The organism is Paenibacillus sp., assembly GCF_035645235.1.
Taxonomy (GTDB): domain Bacteria; phylum Bacillota; class Bacilli; order Paenibacillales; family YIM-B00363; genus Paenibacillus_AE.
Window position 1 is genome coordinate 1 of the sequence record NZ_DASQMZ010000120.1, and the last position, 19,004, is coordinate 19,004.

Sequence of the window (19,004 nt, forward strand, 5' to 3'; positions counted from 1 at the left end):
AATCAAGATTGGAACGGCCGAAGCGCGTACTTCACCCCGTTCGAATACGCGGCGATGGCGAGCGCCAACTACGACGGGCACCAAGGCGCGATGGGAAGCTCGGTCGGATTGAAGAACGCCGATCCGAACGCCAAGATGGTCATGGGCGGATTGGCGGGCATTAACGTCGAATATATGCGCGGCATCAAGCTGTGGGCGGATCTTTACCGGGACGGCGACGTTCCGTTCGACGTCATCAACGTGCACCACTACAGCCGCAACAGCGCGGGCACGTCCGGAATCAGTCCCGAAGCGGACGGACTGAAGGATCGGCTCGAGGAGATGGTGGAATTCCGCAACCGGTACATGCCCGGCAAGGAGATATGGATTTCCGAATTCGGTTACGATACCAATCAGGGCTCCGTGCAGAAGGCTCCGGCGATCGGGTCGTTTTCCGGCGAAGAGGTGCAAGGGCAGTGGTTGGTGCGGTCGTACTTGGCCATCGCGGCCGCGGGCGTAGATCGCGCGCAGATGTACATGATGAGGGACGTTGACGGCGGGTATGGCTTGTATGCATCCTCCGGCTTGACGAGCTCGATGGCTACCGGATGGATTCCGAAGCGATCCTGGTATTATGTATACACCATGCGCAATGTGTTAGGAGAGACGAAGTTCCTCGGAGAGCAGGCTTCCGGCAACGCCAACGTCATGATCTACAAGTTTAAGAACGCGAATGACGACAGCGGCGTCTATGCGGTATGGGCGCCGACCAGCAACCAGACGAGCGTGAACGGGTATACGCTGACGCTGGCGGGCAATCCGACCGCAGCGACGCTGGTCGAGATGGCTGCAGGCGATACGGACGGCGTCTCCACCGCGCTCTCCATCAACAATAATACCGTCATCGTGAACGTGAGCGAGAGGCCTGTATTTATCGAAGTAGACGATATCGAATAAGCGGAACCGGCAAAGAAGGGGCCGCCTCGGAAGTAGCGAAAACTACGTCCGGGGCATGCCCCTTCCCTGTGTTGCGGACCGCCTACCGCCGGAGGATCGTCGTCGGCGGCACGGGCAGGCCGAGCGACAGCAGGTTCGTATCGAAAATGTGGCGGGACAGCTCGTGGCAGGCGCGCTCGACGTCGCCCGTGCGCATCGTATCGAGCAGCGGCTGATGCTGCGCCCAGACGGTGGAGATGTCCTCGAAATTTTGATCCTGCATATAGAAATGCAGGCGAATGCGCGTGAAGATGCTGGACCAGATGTTCATCAAGTTTGGCACGTTGGACTTCACGACGATATATTCATGGAACGCAAGGTCGCTCTCGACGAGGCCTACGACGTCGCCCGCTTCCCCGTTCGCGCGCATGCTGTCGAGGCATTGCGAGAGGAATGCGAAATCCTCTTCGCCGAACGTCGGCAGCGCCTTGCGCATCGCGTACGTCTCGACCGTCAGGCGGATCGGAATCAGTACGTTCACGACCTCCTCGGTCGAAAACTCGGCGACGACCGTCTCCTTGAACGGCTGCGAATGGATCAGCCCTTCCTGCTCCAGCACGCGCAGCGCCTCGCGGATCGGGCCGCGGCTGACGCCCATCTGCTTCGACATCTCTACCTCGAGCAGCCGGTCGCCGGGCTTCAGCTTGCCCTCTATAATCGCTCTTCTTATATCTTCGGCAATGCGGTGCCGCAATGAAACCGCTTTCTGCTCAGAAAATCGATAAGTAGACATCCTCTAACCTCCGATGGAAGCCGCAACTGGTTATTCCTAGTGTATGCGGTAGCCGAAAAATCGTCAATCACGAATTGTTGACAATCGACAATCAGCAAGATATAGTGTAAATATGAACTTATGAAAGCGCTTCATTTGCAAAGTCGCGGAAACGCAGGAGACACCCGGAGGGAGCACGAGAACCTTGAAAATTACGGATGTGGAAGTCGTATACCTGAAACTGCCGACCATCGACGCCTCCAAATGCGACGGCACGCAAGACACCCTCATGATCCGCATTCATACGGATGAAGGCATCTCGGGCATCGGCGAGATCGATTCCTCGCCGGCGGTCGCGCGGGCGGTCGTCGAAGCCAGCGCGTCGCACTCGATCGCGATCGGCCTCAAGGAGCTGCTCCTCGGCGAAGATCCGTTCGACATCGAACGGCTGTGGCACAAGATGTTCCAAGGCACGCTGTACTTCGGACGGAGCGGTCCAGCCCTGCACGCGATGAGCGGCATCGACATCGCGCTGTGGGACATTATCGGCAAGGCGACGGGTCGAACCGCGGCGCAGATGCTCGGCGGCGTGTACCGCGACAAGGTCAAGGCGTACGCAAGCCTGCTCATGCCGGATACGATCAAAGAGGCCGCGGCGCTCGCGGAGCGGTACATCGGACTCGGCTATCAAGCGATCAAGTTCGGCTGGGGGCCGTTCGGCAAGGACGACAAATTCGACGTCGAGGCGATTCGGACGCTTCGCACCGTCATCGGGGACGACGTCGATCTCATGATCGACATCGGTCACACCTGGGACGCGCAGCAAGCGATCCGGATGTCGCGCAAGTTCGAGGAATTCAACGTCTTTTGGATCGAGGAGCCGCTCCCGCCGGACGATCATGCGGGCTACGCCGCGCTGGCCGACGCGTCCGATATTTACATCGCGGCGGGCGAGCAGGAGAGCGGACGCCTCGCCTACGAACGATTGATTCGGGATGCGCATCTGGACATCTTGCAGCCGGACCTCGGCCGCTGCGGCGGCCTTACCGAAGCCAAGAAGATCGCGTACATGGCGTACGACAAAAACAAGAAGGTCGTACCGCATGCGTTCAAAACCGGCATTCTGGTCGCGGCGAGCACGCAATTCGTCGCAAGCATGCCGCACGGTTTCTTGCTCGAGTATACGGTGTCCGAATCGACGTTGGCGCGGCACTTGGTGCGTAATCCCGTGAAGTTTGAAAACGGTTACGTCCACCTGCCCGACCGTCCGGGCCTCGGGATTGAGATCGATCCGGAGGTCGAAGCGAAATATAAGGCGTAAAGCGAGGGATAGGGATGGCATTGACCCGAACGACCCGAAGCAAATTGTCGCGCACGCAGAAGGAAGCGCTCGACTGCTACGTATTCATGAGTCCGGCGATTATCGGCATGGTCGTCTTTTTGCTCGGACCGATTCTATTTTCCGCGTATATCTCGTTTACGAATTACAGCATACTAAAGTCGCCCGTATGGGTCGGCCTCGGCAACTATATCGGATTGTTCAATGACGAGTTTTTCTGGCTCTCGATGAAGATTACGTTCATCTACGCCGCCGTCAGCGTGCCGCTCGGCCTCGTCGTCTCGCTGCTGCTGGCGATGCTGCTGAACCAGAACCTCAAGGGCATTTATTTGTTCCGCGTCATCTACTATATGCCCGCGGTCATCTCCGGCGTTGCCGTCGCCCTGCTGTGGAAGTGGCTGTTCAATCCGGAATTCGGCCTGCTGAACTGGTTTATCGGCCTGTTCGGCATTCAGGGACCGCAATGGATTTACAGCCAAGATTGGGCGCTGACGTCGCTCATCCTGATGAGCCTCTGGAGCGTCGGGGGCAGCATGCTGATTTACCTCGCGGGCCTTCAGGGCATCCCTACCGAGCTGTACGAGGCGGCGGAGATCGACGGCGCGGGCCGCTTCCGGAGATTTCTGAACGTCACGATTCCGATGCTGTCGCCGGTTATCTTTTTCAACTTGGTGATGGGCATTATCGGGTCTTTGCAGGTGTTCACGGAAGGCTACGTCATGACGCAAGGCGGACCGAACAACTCGACCTTGTTCGCGGTGCTCTACTTGTACCGCCAAGCGTTCAATTATTACTCGATGGGCTACGCGTCCGCGATGGCTTGGATGCTGTTCCTGGTCATTCTCGCGTTCACGCTGCTTGTCTTTAAATCTTCGCCGATGTGGGTGTTTTACGAAGAAGCCAAGGCGAAGAAGACTTCGAAAGCAAGGGGGCGGACGGCATGACGACGACGGTTCGAACCGAAGCGCCGACCCGGCGCGCGGCGAGCAAGCGGCTCGTCGAACGCATTCAAGCCTTGTTGTCCTACGCGCTGCTGATCGCCGGGGCGATCGTCATTCTCGCGCCGTTCGTATGGATGATCTCGACGTCGCTCAAGCGGAAGATCGACGTGTATGTATTCCCGCCGGAGTGGATTCCGGACCCGATCATGTGGAGCAACTATCCGCAGGCGCTCACGACGTTCCCGTTCGGGCTATATACGCTTAACTCCGTGACGATCGTCGCGTTCGTCATGATCGGCACGCTGCTGTCGTGCTCGTTCTCGTCGTACGGCTTCGCGAGGCTCAAGGCGCCGGGCAAGGATTTCATTTTCATCGTCCTGCTCTCCACGCTTATGCTGCCGACCGCTGTGACGATGGTGCCGCTGTTCCTTATGTTTAACTCCTTCGGCTGGATCGATACGTTCCTGCCGCTCATCGTACCGTCTTTCTTCGGCAACGCTTTCTTTATCTTCCTGATGCGCCAGTTTTACATGGGCGTGCCGCGGGAGCTGGAGGACGCCGCCAAGATCGACGGGTGCAACGCTTACTCGACGTGGGTGCGCATTTTGGTGCCTCTCACGATGCCCGTGGTTGCCACGGCGGCGGTATTCACGTTCATGTGGACGTGGAACGATTTTATGGGACCGCTGATTTACTTGACGGACGAGAGCAAGCGCACGATCGCGCTCGGCCTGTCGTATTTCCAGGGCTCGGCCCGGTCGTCTCCGGAGCTGCATCTGCTCATGGCGGCGACGCTGATTTCCATCATTCCATGCGTCCTCTTGTTTTTCTTTAGCCAGAAGGTGTTCGTCAAGGGGATCGTATTTACTGGAGTGAAAGGCTAAACCAATTTCAGGGAGGTCGTAAGGACATGAAGAAAGGCAAATCGGGTTGGATTTTGTTGCTCGTCGCCGCGATGCTCGTCACGATCGCAGCCGGCTGCTCGCAGAAGCCGGGCGGCGCGAGCGGCTCGGGCGAGAAGGTAGTTCTGGAGTTCGTGCGTTGGTCCAACGGTCCGGCGCTCGACGCGGAAGAGGAAGACAAAATTAAGCGCTTCAACGAAAGCCATCCGAACATCGAAGTCCAGATGACGCTGCTTCCTTGGGACGAGACGTTCCGCAAGATCGAGCTGTCGCTTGCGACGAACAACCCCGTCGACCTGTTCTATTGGGACGTCCCGGCTTACGCTTGGTATAAGGACGGTCTCTTTAAAAACCTTCAGCCGTACTTCGACCGCGATCTGAATATGGACGAGTTCGACGCGAATTTGTTCGAGCCGTTCAAGTTCGACGGGGAAAACATGTACGCGGCGCCGGAGAACTATCAGACGCTGACGTTCTACTACAACAAGACGCTGTTCGACAAAGCGGGCGTTAGCTACCCGACGGCGGATTGGACGTGGGAAGACGTGCTCGCCGCAGCGCAGAAGCTGACGGTCACGGAAGGCGGCAAGACGACGCAGTACGGCTTCGACGCGACGGCGCTCGGCATCTGGTGGGCATGGATGGCGCTCAGCTGGGCGCAAGGCGGCCAACTCGTAGCCGACGTGCACGAGCCGACGGAAGTAACGCTCAACACGCCGGAAAACAAAGCGGCGCTGCAGTTCATCCAGGACATGATTTACAAGCATAAGGTTTCCCCGGACGTCGCGACGAAGGACGCAGGCGGCCTTGGCTTCCAGACGGGCCAGATCGCGATGTACGTCGGCGGCGACTGGGATCTCGGGTCGCTCAAAGAAATTACGGACTTCGAATGGGGCATGGCGCCGATTCCGAAATGGGGCGACGGCCGCGCAACGCCGTACTTCATGGGCGCGTACGTCATGGCGAACAATACGGAGCACCCGGAAGAGGCATGGGAGTTCATCAAGTGGGCGATGACGGAAAACCAAAAGACGCTCGCGGAGCAGCAATCGTGGATTCCGGTCCACAACCCGTCCCGCGACGCGGCGCCGACGCCGGAGTGGGCGCCGGAAGGCTACAAAGAAGCGCGCCTCAATTGGACGGCCGACGGACGAATCGGCGACATCTATTCCATCAAGTGGAGAGAAGCGTTCGATAAGTACGTGGCGCCGATGCAGGACGAAATTTTCATTAACGGCGGCGACGTCGAAGCGGCGCTGAAGAAGGCCGAGCAAGAGGTCAACGCGTTGATGAAGCAGTAAGAGGAACGAGTACCAGCGATTCGAAACGAGGAGGGTTTGCGCGTATGACGGAGACAATCGGATTCGCGCTGCGCATCGACGGCCGAACGCTGGCCGACGACGCGTTCGACGTCTCGGAGCCCGGCTCGCGCACGAAGGAAGGAGGCCGCGTCGTCGACGCGGCCTTCTTCGTCGACGCGGCGACCGGCACGAGCGTCGAACGGCGCGCGGTAACGTACGAAGGAACGAGCTTGACGGAGCAGTGGCTCGTGATTACGAACCGCGGGAATCGGCCGATCCGCATCGAGGCGATCGACTCGATCGCGCTGGCGCTGCCGAAGCGGGATTACGAGACGATGCATTACACGAGCGGCTGGGGGCTCGAATTCGAAGGCGTGCTGGCGCCGCTGCCGCCGCACGGGCAGCCGTTCCGGCTGGAGACGAGGAAAGGCCGCTCCTCCGGCGACGTGCATCCTTGGATGGCGCTGTTCGATCGCGCGACCGGCGACATTGTGTCCGCGTCGGTCATGTGGTCGGGCAACTGGGCGCTGACGCTGACGCCGCGGGACGACGGCACGATGCTACTTGCCGGCGGGCTGAACGATTGGGAGTTCTTCAAGGAGCTCGCCCCGGGCGAGTCGATGGAGAGCCCGCATGTCGTCGTCGTCCGCGCGGACACCGGCGACCTGAACGACGTCTCGATCCAGTACGCGCGCGTCGGCCGCGACTATTGGTATCCTCGCAACGAACTGTCCGCGTCGCTGCCGGCGGAGTGGAATCACTGGTGGAGCTACGAGGATCAGAAGATTAACGAGCAAGTATTCCTGGAAAATGTTTCACGCGCCGCCGATCTCGGCTTCGACGTCTGCACGCTCGACGCCGGCTGGTTCGGCCCGACGGACGCGAATACGTTCTGGTACGATTACCGCGGCGACTGGGATCTCGTGAACACGATCCGCTTTCCGAACGGGCTGCGCGTCTTATCGGACGCCTGCCACGCGCGGGGTCTCAAGTTCGGCCTCTGGTGCGAGATCGAGGCGCTCGGCAAGAGCGCGGCGCTCGCCTCGACGCGCCCGGACTTCGTCGCGACGCGCGACGGCGAACCGATCGGCTACGTCTGCTTCGCGAATCCGGAGGCGGCGGAGTGGGCCTTTTCGACCTTGGATCGTATCATTACGGAATATAACTGCGACTGGATCAAGCTCGATTATAATCTGGATCCGGGCGCGGGCTGCAATCGGACGGATCACGGCCACGGCGCCGGCGACGGGCTGTTCGAGCATATCGCCGCGTATTACCGGGTGCTCGAACGGGTGCGGGCGAAGCATCCGCACGTGCTGCTGGAGAGCTGCTCGTCGGGCGGGCTGCGCATCGACCTCGGCCTGATGCAGCAGACGCACGCGACGTTCCTCTCCGACCCGGATTGGCCGGAGCACGACCTGCAGCTGTTCTGGGGCGCCTCGACGATGCTCGCGCCGAACGTGTGCCTGCACTGGAGCTATTGCGATTGGCTCGGCGAGCACCGGTACCAGAAATTCGATCCGTCGGATCCCTCGCTCACGCGGGAGCGGCTGGACTATTATACGTTAATTTCGATGCTGGGCGGGTTCGGGGTGTCGCAGAAGCTGCCGGAGCTTCCCGGTTGGGTGGCCGAGCGGCTCGCGTTCCATGTCGGGCTGTACCGGGACGTCGTCGCGCCGTTCGTGCGCGAGGCAGACGTCTACCGGCTGACGGAGCAGCCGAAGCGGTTCGCCCGCGGCGAGCGGTGGGCGGCGTTCCAGTACGCGCGGCCGTCCGGCGACGAGCATCTGCTGTTCGCGTTCCGGCTGCACGGGAAGAGCCGCCCGAAGCGGTCGTTCGACCTGCGCGGGCTGGACGGCTCGGCGCGGTACGTCGTCTCCTCGCTGCTTCGCGGCGGGGCGTCCGCGGCCTATACGGGCGCCGAGCTGATGGAGGAAGGGCTGGCGATCGCGCTGGACCTCGAGGAAGGCGATTTGGTTTCGATTCGGAAGGAGGACGATGTATTATGATCGCATTAGTGTACGAAGGGCCTCGTCGCATGGAGCTGCGGGAGCTGGATGTCCCGACGATTTCCGCCGAGGACGTCTTGATCGAGGTCGCGTATTCGGGTATCTGCGGCTCGGAGCTGAGCGGCTATCTCGGGAAGAACAGCCTGCGGCAGCCGCCGCTCGTGTTCGGGCATGAATTTTCGGGCCGGATCGCGGCGCTCGGCGAGCGGGCCGGCGCGCTGCGGCCGGATCTCTCGGTCGGCGCGCGGGTGACGGCGAACCCGCTCGTCTCGTGCGGCGAATGCCGTTATTGCGCGGCGGGGCTGCAGCAGCTTTGCCCGTCGCGAAAGCTGCTCAGCGCATCGCTCCCCGGCAGCAACGCGACGTTCGTCGCGGTGCCGGCGCGCAACGTGTACGCGCTGCCGGAGCGCGTGTCGCTTGCGCAAGGCGCGCTCGCCGAGCCGATCGCCTGCGCCGTCCGCGCGGTCGATCTCGCCGCCGCGTCCGCGGACACCGTCTCGCTCGTGGTCGGCATGGGGCCGATCGGCATCTTCACGGTGCAGGCGCTGCGAGCGGCCGGCGTGCGGCGCGTGCTCGTGGCCGACACGAACGCCGAGCGACTTGCGTACGCGCGCGGGCTCGGCGCCGAGACGATCAATCCGCGCGAGACGGATACCGTCGATGCGGTGCGGGCGATGACGGACGGCGCCGGCGTCGGCCTCGCGATCGACGCCGTCGGCGCCGGCGCGACGCGGGTTGCCTGCTCGCATGCGGTGTCCCCGGGCGGCACGGTCGTCTTCGTCGGGCTGCACGAAGCGGATTCCATGCTGCCCGTCAATCATTACGTCCGCAACGAAATTCGCACCGTCGGCTCGTTCGCGTACGGGACGGCGCATTTCGAGACGGCGCTCTCGCTCCTCGAGGAAGGGAAGGCGGGGCTCGACGCCGGCATCGCGACGGCGCCGCTCGCCGATGGCGCCGCATGGTACGAGAAGCTGCTGTCCGATCCGGGCGCCGTCGCGAAGGTGCTGCTGACGGTATCGCAGGAGGCGGCGGCCGAATGAGCGGCGCGTTGCGGATCGACACGGATTGGACGTACCGCGGCTTCCAGGCCGTCATCCTCGAGAACGAGCTGCTGAAGGTCGTCCTGCTCCCGGGGCTCGGGGGCAAGCTATGGCAGCTGACGCATAAGCCGAGCGGGAAGGAGCTGCTGTGGCAGCATCCGCGCATGGCGCCGCGTCCGGTCGCGTTCGGGGCGTCGTACGACGACCACTTCTTCGGCGGCTGGGACGAACTGTTCCCGAACGACGTGCCCGAGACGCTGGGCGCCGAAGCGATGCCCGATCACGGCGAGCTGTGGACGCTGCCGTGGTCGTTCGAGACGCGCCGGACGGCGGACGAGGTCGAGGCGCAGCTGTGGGTCGAGACGCCGGTATCGAATTGCCGGATGGAGAAGACGATTCGGCTGCGCGCCGGCGAGTCGAAGCTGCGGTTCGCGCATCGGCTGACGAACCTCGGACGCGGGGAACTGCCGTATTTATGGAAGCTGCATGCGGCGGTGAAGGCCGACGAGCACGGCCGCGTCGACGTCGGCGCCCGGTCGGCGTACCTCGAGGACTTCGGTCCGCCGCGGACCGGCAAGACGGGCGTCTCTTATTCGTGGCCGTACGCGAGCGGCGAGGACGGAGCGGTGCACGACATGCGCCGCTGCTTGCCGGCGTCCTCGGGCGTGAACGAATTTCAGTATTTGACCGAGCTGACCGGCGGCTGGTGCGCCTACACGGACACGTCGTCGGGCGTGGGGCTCGGGCTCGCTTTCGATACGGGGGTCTTTCGCTCCTGCTGGCTGTTCGCGACGTACGGCGGCTGGCGCGGGTTGCAGACGGTCGTGCTCGAGCCTTGCACCGGGACGCCGATCTCGGTGAACGACGGCGCCGCGGCGGGCACGCATCGCACGCTGGCGGCCGGCGAGACGCTCGAGACCGAGGTCGTCGCGGTCGTATACGGCGGCTTGGCCGCGGTAACGGGCATCGACGCGGACGGCAACGTGGAAGGAGAGGCGATCGGATGAGCTTAGGCATGAGGAGATTCGAAGGCAAGACGGTATTCGTGACGGGCGGCGCCACCGGCATCGGACTGGCGACCGCGCGGCGGTTCGTCCTAGAGGGAGCGGCGGCGGTCGTGATGGGGCGGCGCGCGGACGTCGGCGAAGCGGCGGTCGCGGAGCTGGAAGCGGCGGGCGGCCGGGCGCTGTTCGTGCGCGGCGACGTCGCGTCGGAGGCGGACGTCGTCCGCTGCGTGGACGAGGCGATCGCCGCGTTCGGGCGCATCGATGTGCTCGTGAACAACGCCGCGATGTCGACGTCGGTCGACTTCGTGGCGGGGGAGACGTCCGAGTGGAAGCCCGTCTTCGACGTCATCGCCTTCGGCACGTACTTTTGTACCCGCACCGTGGCGCGGCATATGATCGAAGCGTGCGTGCGCGGGGCGATCGTCAATGTATCGTCGATTAATTCGTACCGCGCGCTGCCGATGACGAGCCATTACAACGCCGCCAAGGGCGCCGCGGATCAGCTGACGCGCTGTACGGCGGTGGAGCTGGCGCCGCACGGCATCCGCGTGAACGCGGTCAATCCCGGCTTCGTCGACACGCCGATGTCGGTCGTCGACGGCGAGAACGAGCTCGAGACGGATTGGTTCAAGGACATTTACGTCGAGCGGCGGAAAATTCCTCAGGCGCGGGCCGGCGGCCCGGAGGAAATCGCGTCCGTCGTGGCGTTCCTCGCCTCCGACGACGCGTCGTACATGTGCGGCGCGACGGTGCCGGTCGACGGCGGCTTGTCGCTGACGTTCTGAGACGCGCTCGCCCGGGGTCGACCCGGTAGGGCCGTTCGCTTTCCAGGAAATGCTCAACATTTGCGCTCTTTCGGAGAAAATGCGCAAATATTGAGCATTTTTCCTCTTTCGGCGGTCGGCGGGGGCGTTCGGGGGGGGCGAAGGGACGGCGGACGGCGGGGCGTGGGGCGGAAATGCGCAAAATTTGAGCATAACGGCGGGATAAGCGTAAAAAGTTGAGCATTTCCCGGTGTGCGGCGAACGGCGGGGACGGTCGGAGAGTGTAGCAGAGCCGGCGGTCGGCGGGGCGTGGGGCGGAGATTTGCAAAATTTGAGCATAACGGCGGGATAAGCGCAAAAGTTGAGCATTTCCCGGTGTGCGGCGGATGGCGTTGGTGGTCGGAGTACGGGGAAGGGACGGCGGAGAGCGAGGAAGGGACGGTAGACGAGGCGCAGGGCGGGGGACGAAAAAAACGGCGGCACGCCGGCGACGCTTCAGTCGCTTGGCGGCCGCCGTCTCCAGGTTTTGCGGTAATGCGTCGGCGAACAGCCCTCGTGCTGCAGAAACGTGTGCAGGAAGGCGTTGTAACTGCCGAAGCCGGCCGCTTCCGCCGTCTCGCCGACGGGGCGGTCGGTGTGCAGCAGCAGCCGCTTCGCCTCGCCGAGGCGAAGCTGCGTCAAGTATTCCTTCGGCGGCGAGCCGTAGTAACGCTTGAACTGCCGGATGAAATGGTAGTAACTGATTCCCGCTGCGTCGGCCGCCCCGTGAACGTCGACGTCTTCGTCGGCGAAGCGCTCCTCGAGGTACCGCCTCCCCCGTTCGAGCGCAGGCGGGGCGGCGCTCTGTTCGTCCGCCGCGGCCCGCCCTTGCGCGAGCGCCTCCATCAGCAACTCGTAGAGCAACGCGGAGATCGTAGGTTCCCGATCGTTCGAGCCCCGGGACATCTCGTTCAGCACGCGGAGCAGGACGGACGCGTACCGCGGACCGGGCGCAGGGCTCCGCCGCAGCCACACGCAGGGGCCGTCGAACCACGTCAGCCATTGCTTGTCCAGATCCGCGCCGTGAAACACGACGTACCGCATCTCGTACGGGTCGGCCGCATCCGCGCGGAACGCGTGAGGGTGGCGCATATCGTAAACGACGCCGTCGCCCTTCTCGAGCGTGCGCCATTCGTCGCCGTAGCGGAATTGGCCGCGCCCTCTCGTGATATAAATCAACTCGTAAGCGGGGTACTCGTCTCGTTCGAACGCGAACGTCGGCGCCGTCTGATCGACGCCGCCGATAAGCGCGTAGTAGAGCCGCGAACGGGCGAAGCCGCTCGGCGAATTGACGTACTGCACGTTGCCCGAGGGCGCAGGGGGAGCCGGTGGCGCCGGGGGCGTCGCCGCCCCGTTGCCTGCGTCCGACATCACGGCGTCGCGACCGGCGCGGGCGACGTCTCGAACGCTTTCGGGTCCGCCACCCACGGGGTGACGCCGAGCAGCATTTTCCGCAAATTCGTCGTCGCCTTGGCGCGCAGCGCCTCCGATGCCTCGTATCCCGGCCACGTGCGAACGAAGGACGCGCCGTAATTGTAGATCAGGGAGCGCCGCGTCGTATCCGAATAGTTGTTGAGCGCGGAATGGTACGTGTAGCCGTTAAAGACGACGGCCGTGCCTTTCTTTACCGTCATCCGGACGTGACCCGGCATATCCTCTTGCTTCTCCACCTTCGGCAGACGTTCGTTCGGCAGATGATTGCTGCCCGGCAGGAACGCGAGACAGCCGCCGTCGTGCTCGACGTCCGACAAGAAATAAAACACCTTCGCCATAAACGGAATTTCCCGCTCGTTCACGAACAGCTTGTTGCCCGTGTCGCGATGCCAGTTCGTATGCGCCTCGCGCTTCGGCGGCTTCAGCATGGCGTCGTTGTCGATCATGACGAAGCGGTCTCCGAAGATGTCTCGCATCATCGCCATCATGCGCGGGTGCTCCATCAAATCGAGGAACGGGTCGCCGTAATCGATAATGCCGCAAATTTGCTCGACATGGCTCAACTGCCCGTGCTCGGGGTTGCCGCCCCCGTTCGCCCGCCACTGCTCGAATGCGTCGTCCATGTGCAAGTTATATTCGTCGACTTCCGCCGGCGACAAGAAATCCTCGATCACCAAGTATCCGTCTCGATTCCACGCTATATATTGCTCCGCCGTCATGCCGTGAAGCTTCATCGTCCATCTCCTCCATTTTCATTGATTATATAATGATCTTATACGAAAACGTCCATTCGAAAAAGAAGCATATTTGCTCAGTTTACACCGAAAGTTGCTGCGATCCTAACGATTCCGAAGCCATAAGAGGAATCGAAGAAAGCCATCTTACGGATGCACGGAGGACGGATCCCCAAGCTTGGGGTGACAGGCAGAAAGGATTGGTATATATTTATAGATGAGTGCACTCAACTTTATAGGGAGTGTCCGGACGGTTTGCGAGGCGCGGCCGCACTAAAAATGAGTGCACTCAAAAACAGAGGAGGGATTTCATGCAAGACTTCCGGAAAGAGGACGGAATATCGACGAGAAGACAGGCTCCTATTGTTTGGGAATACGAAGGGAAGACAGACTTTTCCTCCGGCACGGGGGCATACGGTTCGGAGAAGGCGTTGGGTCTTCTTTCCGCCCTTATCGTACCTTGTTTTGTGCTGTATTTGATTTGGTCGAAATCGGTGGAATGGAATACGGCCCAGACGGTCGTCGCATTGGTATTGGCTTTTGACATTAGCGGCGGACTTGTATCCAATGCGCTTAATTCTTGCAAGCGGTTTTATCATACCCCCGCCAAGAAGCATGAAGGCAAGCTGGGTTTCGTGTTGAAGCAGCCGGTCATTTTCAGCGTATTCCACATACACCCGATCGTCGTCGGCTTGATGTTCGGAGGCTGGAACTGGACATTCGGAATCGCCTGGTATGTTCTTTTTCTAACGTCGGTCGCGCTTGTCCTCATGGTACCGCTTTACATGAAGAGACCCGTGTCGATGTTATTGATTATGCTTTCCGTACTGGTCAATCTCTACGCGGTTCCGCCGGTTGACGGGTTCGAGTGGCTGATGCCGCTGCTATTCATTAAAATCGTGTACGGCCACCTGGTCCGGGAGGAGCCGTATCGCAAATGAGGGGCCGTAATGGGGAAAGGTTCGCCGAGTTCGCGGATGACTGCATCTTAAAAATGAGTATACTATAACTAGTTCATTTATACGGATGTAGGTGGAAGCATGGGGTTGAGAGAGCATAAGAAAGAGCGAACGAGGAGAATGCTGCTGGAGAAAGCTAGCGCTTTGTTCGGGTCGAAAGGCTTCGAGCAGGTGACGACCGCCGAAATCGCCAAAGCGGCGGGAATCGCGGAAGGAACGTTATTCAACTATTTTCCTAGCAAAGCGCAGCTGTTTATCGCGGCCGTGATGCCCCCGCCTCCCGCGGAGCCGCCAGGGAAGGAGACGGCGTTGGAGACGGTCGGCTCGCGCCAGCTGGCGGAGGCCGTCGTTGCGCTGCTTGACCGGCATTTATCTTATATCAAGCATGTCGACAAGAGGCTGCTGCGCGATTATTTCGCGCTTGTGTACGGCGGGAAGTTTTCGGAAGCCTCGGAAGCGCGTGCAAGCTTGTTCGAAGCGGACGAGCGAATCCTTGTCGCCGTTGCCGACTTTTTCTCGATCCAGAAGGAAGCGCACCCATCGGCAATGGCGGACTTCGACCCCGGATTGGCTGCAACGTGCTTCTTCGGCTGCGTCGTTACCTTGCTCTCCCAATACGTGCTTCTAGAGCATTGGACGTACGACATGTTATTTCAATCTATTTACGATCAAGCCTTATTCATTATGAAGGGGCATGTGCTCGAACCGTCATAATGTTTCATTCGGCGAAAGAAAAATTGCGATAACGCGAGAAATCCAGAGCGAGCGGGAAAGAGACAGGCGAAATCGGGATAAGACGGAATAATCTGAATATTTACAAAATTCGCGAGAGGACGTACACTAAAGCCATGAATCGGACAAGCCTTCGAAGGCGAACCGATCGGTAACGATATTATCGGCGCCAGGCTTCCTCGGATACGCGTCGCAGCCGTACCCCCAGCACGGTCGCTACGGATCCGCCATCGGACGATACGCCTGAGCCGTTAATATACCATTCCTAAGGAAGGGAGAATCATCCGTTGACGCAGCGTTAGGCGAAGCATGCCGGCACGCCTCCCGGGCATGCGGGGAGACAAGCAGCAAGAAGCGATTAGGAAGAAAGAAAGTGGATGCATGCCAAGCATGCGTGGAAGAGGCCAACGAAATTGTGCATGCGGTGCATGTATCGGAGGGTTGAAGTTTACAAGTGAATACGGAAGAAGAGCGGTAGCCCCGTCGATGACGCTGTAGCGATCATGGACGGGGCTTATTCGCGTGTGCGTTTTTTCGTCCGGCGCCGCCCGGGATGTTGTATAGTTGGAGGATAGGCCTACATATAAGGAGAGTGTCTCGCGTGAACGGATGGAAAGCAATCCTGCGGAAAACGGTCCTCGCCGCCTTCGTCGCAGCCGGCGCCGCGCTCGCGGCGGTCGCGCCGACGGGACAAGGCGCCGCGGCCGCCGCGGAGGAGTGGAAGCCGCTGTACCGCGGCACGCCGTGGGTCGTCGAACGCGACCCCGCAGGCGTATGGTACGCAGGCGGCGGTTCGGGCGTCTATCGGTATGAGAACGGGCGGTGGACGCAGATGCCGGGAAGCGAGCGGCTCGGCGTCGTGCGGCAGATCGGATGGAGCCCCGACGGCAAGCTGACGGTCGGCGCCCGCGGCGCGTGGCAATACGCGGGCGGGACGTGGAGCCCGGTCGGCGGCGCGGAAACGCCGATCGAAGGCGAGGCGTTGTTCGTCTACGGTGACGACGGCGCATTGCTGGCGTCGAACGACGAGCCGTTCTGGGAAGGCGGCGGGATGTATCTTCTCCAGGGCAACGCATGGACGAAGACGACGGGAGACGAGGATTCCTTCGTCGTTACGGCGTTCGCGCTGTCGCCGGAAGGCGTACCGACGGCGGGCACGCAGAACGGGTACGGCGTGCTCGAATATAAGAACGGCGTCTGGGCGCCCGTCGGCGATCCGAACGACGTCGCCAGCCAAGTGTCCGCTCTCGGCTGGTCGCCTGACGGCGCGCTGACGGTCGCGACGACGCAGCACGGCGTGCAGCAATACGGCTCGACCGGCTGGCGGCGCATCGACCGCGGCGCGCCGTTCGAACACGGCTGGGCGAACGCGCTGGCCTGGGGGCCGGACGGGCGGCTCGCCGTCGGGACGCTCGGGCAAGGCGTTCACTTCTTGGCGGACGGGCGCTGGACGACGGACGCGGATTCCCCGATCGCAAGAGCGTCGGTCACCGCCATTCATTGGTCCGGCCAAGGGACGCTCGTCGCGGCGACATACGACGGCGACCTGTGGCAGCGCGCGGCGAACGGCGCGTGGTCGCGGCTCGGGGACGAGCAGCCGTCGCTCGCGGAGTCGCTGCGCGGCTTCGGCCAAGCGGCGGTGTCGCCCGAAGGCGTCCTGACGGTCGGCGGAACCGGCGTCTGGGCGCAGCGCAACGGCGTCTGGTCGCCGGTCGGCGGCGCCGGCTCGCCGCTTGCGAAAGCGTATGTGTCCGCTCTGGCTTATGGCGCGGCGGGCGAGCTGTACGCCGGGACGCCGACCGGGCTGTGGCAGTATGAAGCGGGGAAATGGAAAAAGCTCGGCAACGCCGCCTCGGACGAAGGCTTCGCTTCCGTGACGGCGCTCGCCGTATCGCCCGAGGGCAAGGCGACCGCCGCGACGGACGGCTTCGGCGCGCTGCAAGCGTCGAGTGCCGGCCTCGCGCCGCTCGGCGCCGCGTCGACCGAGACGATCGAGGCGCTTCGGTACGCCGGGAACGCGCTGTACGCGGCGACGCGCGACGGGCGGCTGCTCGCGTACCGAGGCGGATCGTGGTCGGCGGTGAAGGGCGCGTCCGACTACGGGTATATCGGCGCGTTCGAGGCGTCGTCATCGGGGCGCGTCGCGATCGCGACCGACGGGCTGTACGTCGGCGACGCCGCCGGGGTGAAGCTCGACGCGCCCGAGGGTATGTATGCGCCCTCCGCCCTGGCGTGGTCGGCGACCGGCGAGCTGGCCGTAGGCTTCTTCGGCCAAGGCGTCTGGACGAGGGACGCGAGAGGCGTCTGGTCGGAGCTGGGCGGCGGATCGTCGACGGTTCGCGAACGGCTCGTCGCCGATCTCCATTGGAATGCGGACGGCTCGCTGACGGCGGCGACGGACGACGGCGTATGGACGTACCGCGGCGGCGTTTGGGCGAGGGACGGCCTTGCAGGGCGCAGCGTGCAGGAGCTGCTGCCCGGCACGAAAGGCCGGATGTACGCATTGTCGTCGTCGACGATATGGCAGTTAGGCACGGCGGTCGATCCGGCGGGCACAGCCGCGCCGGCACAGCCGCAACCGCAGCCGACGCCGACGCCGTCGGCGTTCAAGGACGTTGCGGGCCATTGGGGCGCCGCCACGATCCAATGGGGCGTGGCGAACGGCATCGTGACCGGCTACTCGGACGGCACGTTCCAGCCCGACAAGACGGTCACCGAGCCGGAGTTTTTGGTCATGCTGCTGCGCGCGTTTCCGGACGCCGCGCCTGCGCCGGCCGCGCCGGGCGAGGCGTGGCACGCGCCGTATTACAAGCAAGCCGCCGCACTGGGCTGGCCGCTCGTGAATTCGCTGCAAGCGGCCGACTTCGACCGCGGCGACGTCGCGCGCATCGTGGCTGCGACGCAAGGGGTCGCGGGCGGCGAGCGGGCCGCGATCCAGTACCTGCTCGACAACAAGCTGGCGAACGGCAAGACGGGCAACACGGTCGAGGGCTTCCAAGCGAACGATTCGCTCCGCCGCGTCGAGGCGCTGCAGTTCATAAAGAACATGATCGACAAGAAGCTCGCGATCGGCGGCCCGTCCGGCGCGGCGTCCGGCGCGGCGTTCGTCGTCGGCGGCGTCGCGATCGGCGACGCGGAATCGACGGCGGTCGCGAAGCTCGGCCAGCCGGCCCGCAAAGACCCGAGCGAATATGGGTTTACGTGGTATGTCTATAACGACGATTATTCGGAATTCGCGATGATCGGCGTGGCGAACGGCCGCGTCGTCGGGTTGTTCACGAACGCGGACAACTGGCGCGCGAAGGACGGCCTTGCGCTCGGCGCCTCCGCCGACGCCGTTCGCGCCGCGTACGGCGCGCCCGTGCGGCTCGTGAAGGACAACGTGATCGTGAACGACGAGGCGGACGAGGAGGCGAGCGTCTTCCTCGTCGACGGCGCCGCTTACGCGACCGTCTTCTTCGACAAGCACGACGGCTATAAGGCCGCGGCGGTGCTCGTCGTCGACAAGGCGGTCGAGGACGCCCGCAAGTCGCCGTATCCGGCCGCGAGCGACGCGCTGCGCGCCGCCTTCGAGCGGCAGTCGCTCGACCTCGCGAACGCGTCGCGGGCGCGGTTCGGCCTCCCGCCGCTGCAGTGGAACGAGACGATCGCCGGCACCGCGCGGGAGCACAGCCGGGACATGGCGGAGCGCGGCTTCTTCGACCACGACAATCCGGACGGGCTCGGCCCGTTCGACCGGATGAAGGCGGACGGCCTGTCGCTGCGGGCCGCCGCAGAAAACATCGCCGCCGGTCAGACGAACGCGATCTATGCGCATGCGTCGTGGATGAATTCGCTCGGGCATCGGGTGAACATCCTGAACGCGGACGTGCAGCGGCTGGGCGTGGGCGTCTTTTTCGGAGGAGACCTGCACTTGTACTACACGCAAAACTTTTACACGCCATAGTTTCGGGAGAAGCCCCGCCCCGCGCCCTGGTCAAGACCCATTTTTGTGGACAGTTAAATAACACCCTATGCAGCGAACTGGCACCTGTACTTCACAGGTGTCAGTTTTTTCAACTTTCTTTGAGGTCGTTCGTGGTTATAAAAGTGAATGTATGCCTCAATTCGCCT

Annotated in this window: 16 protein-coding genes; 12 read left to right on the plus strand and 4 right to left on the minus strand. The window is 62.6% G+C overall.

The window, feature by feature from the left end:
- Window positions 1-936: hypothetical protein (locus VEZ38_RS11175; protein WP_324893442.1), on the plus strand; the 936-nt coding region annotated here is incomplete at its 5' end.
- 82 nt (window positions 937-1,018) lie between these two features.
- Here the strand turns inward: VEZ38_RS11175 and VEZ38_RS11180 are convergent.
- Window positions 1,019-1,708 carry a GntR family transcriptional regulator gene (locus VEZ38_RS11180; RefSeq protein WP_324893443.1) on the minus strand — a complete coding sequence of 230 codons (690 nt, stop codon included), beginning with the start codon at window positions 1,706-1,708 and terminating at the stop codon, window positions 1,019-1,021.
- Window positions 1,709-1,892: 184 nt separating this feature from the next.
- Here VEZ38_RS11180 and VEZ38_RS11185 point away from each other — a divergent pair, with 184 nt between their 5' ends.
- The 8 genes from VEZ38_RS11185 to VEZ38_RS11220 are packed head-to-tail and all read left to right on the plus strand — an operon-like array spanning window position 1,893 to window position 11,014.
- The gene (locus VEZ38_RS11185) at window positions 1,893-3,008 is read left to right on the plus strand and encodes a mandelate racemase/muconate lactonizing enzyme family protein (RefSeq protein WP_324893444.1); all 1,116 of its coding nucleotides are present in this window, start codon (window positions 1,893-1,895) and stop codon (window positions 3,006-3,008) included.
- A 14-nt stretch (window positions 3,009-3,022) separates the two neighbouring features.
- Window positions 3,023-3,970, plus strand: coding sequence for a sugar ABC transporter permease (locus VEZ38_RS11190; RefSeq protein ID WP_324893445.1), 948 nt, complete (start codon window positions 3,023-3,025; stop codon window positions 3,968-3,970).
- Entirely contained in the window at window positions 3,967-4,851 is an 885-nt protein-coding gene (locus VEZ38_RS11195; RefSeq protein WP_324893446.1) for a carbohydrate ABC transporter permease, read from the plus strand. Before VEZ38_RS11190 ends, VEZ38_RS11195 begins: the two co-directional genes overlap by 4 nt.
- A gap of 26 nt (window positions 4,852-4,877) precedes the next feature.
- Complete coding sequence (locus VEZ38_RS11200; protein ID WP_324893447.1) at window positions 4,878-6,170, plus strand: ABC transporter substrate-binding protein; 1,293 nt, start codon at window positions 4,878-4,880, stop codon at window positions 6,168-6,170.
- A 44-nt stretch (window positions 6,171-6,214) separates the two neighbouring features.
- Window positions 6,215-8,179 (plus strand): alpha-galactosidase, encoded by a 1,965-nt coding sequence (locus VEZ38_RS11205; RefSeq protein WP_324893448.1) that lies wholly within the window; start codon window positions 6,215-6,217, stop codon window positions 8,177-8,179.
- Complete coding sequence (locus VEZ38_RS11210; RefSeq protein WP_324893449.1) at window positions 8,176-9,222, plus strand: zinc-dependent alcohol dehydrogenase; 1,047 nt, start codon at window positions 8,176-8,178, stop codon at window positions 9,220-9,222. The genes VEZ38_RS11205 and VEZ38_RS11210 overlap by 4 nt, the downstream gene beginning before the upstream one ends.
- A complete protein-coding gene (locus tag VEZ38_RS11215; protein ID WP_324893450.1) occupies window positions 9,219-10,229 on the plus strand; it encodes a DUF5107 domain-containing protein in 1,011 nt (336 codons plus the stop codon). Before VEZ38_RS11210 ends, VEZ38_RS11215 begins: the two co-directional genes overlap by 4 nt.
- An 8-nt stretch (window positions 10,230-10,237) precedes the next feature.
- Window positions 10,238-11,014, plus strand: a complete 777-nt coding sequence (locus VEZ38_RS11220; RefSeq protein ID WP_324893451.1) for an SDR family oxidoreductase — start codon at window positions 10,238-10,240, stop codon at window positions 11,012-11,014.
- 474 nt (window positions 11,015-11,488) lie between these two features.
- Here the strand turns inward: VEZ38_RS11220 and VEZ38_RS11225 are convergent, their stop codons facing one another.
- Together VEZ38_RS11225 and VEZ38_RS11230 are read right to left on the minus strand one after the other, a co-directional pair.
- Window positions 11,489-12,460, minus strand: a complete 972-nt coding sequence (locus tag VEZ38_RS11225; RefSeq protein ID WP_324893452.1) for an AraC family transcriptional regulator — start codon at window positions 12,458-12,460, stop codon at window positions 11,489-11,491.
- Window positions 12,403-13,200, minus strand: a complete 798-nt coding sequence (locus tag VEZ38_RS11230) for a phytanoyl-CoA dioxygenase family protein (protein ID WP_324893453.1) — start codon at window positions 13,198-13,200, stop codon at window positions 12,403-12,405. The genes VEZ38_RS11225 and VEZ38_RS11230 overlap by 58 nt, the downstream gene beginning before the upstream one ends.
- A 311-nt stretch (window positions 13,201-13,511) precedes the next feature.
- On the opposite strand from VEZ38_RS11230, the gene VEZ38_RS11235 reads away from it, so the two are divergent.
- The 3 genes from VEZ38_RS11235 (at window position 13,512) to VEZ38_RS11245 (ending at window position 18,837) form a co-directional block, all read left to right on the plus strand.
- Complete coding sequence (locus VEZ38_RS11235) at window positions 13,512-14,141, plus strand: hypothetical protein (protein WP_324893454.1); 630 nt, start codon at window positions 13,512-13,514, stop codon at window positions 14,139-14,141.
- Between the two features lie 99 nt (window positions 14,142-14,240).
- Complete coding sequence (locus VEZ38_RS11240; protein ID WP_324893455.1) at window positions 14,241-14,873, plus strand: helix-turn-helix domain-containing protein; 633 nt, start codon at window positions 14,241-14,243, stop codon at window positions 14,871-14,873.
- A 619-nt stretch (window positions 14,874-15,492) separates the two neighbouring features.
- On the plus strand, window positions 15,493-18,837 hold the full coding sequence (locus VEZ38_RS11245; RefSeq protein WP_324893456.1) for a CAP-associated domain-containing protein: 3,345 nt from the start codon (window positions 15,493-15,495) through the stop codon (window positions 18,835-18,837).
- Window positions 18,838-18,902: 65 nt separating this feature from the next.
- Here the strand turns inward: VEZ38_RS11245 and VEZ38_RS11250 are convergent, their stop codons facing one another.
- Entirely contained in the window at window positions 18,903-18,998 is a 96-nt protein-coding gene (locus tag VEZ38_RS11250; RefSeq protein WP_324892563.1) for an IS3 family transposase, read from the minus strand.
- Window positions 18,999-19,004 lie beyond the last annotated feature (6 nt).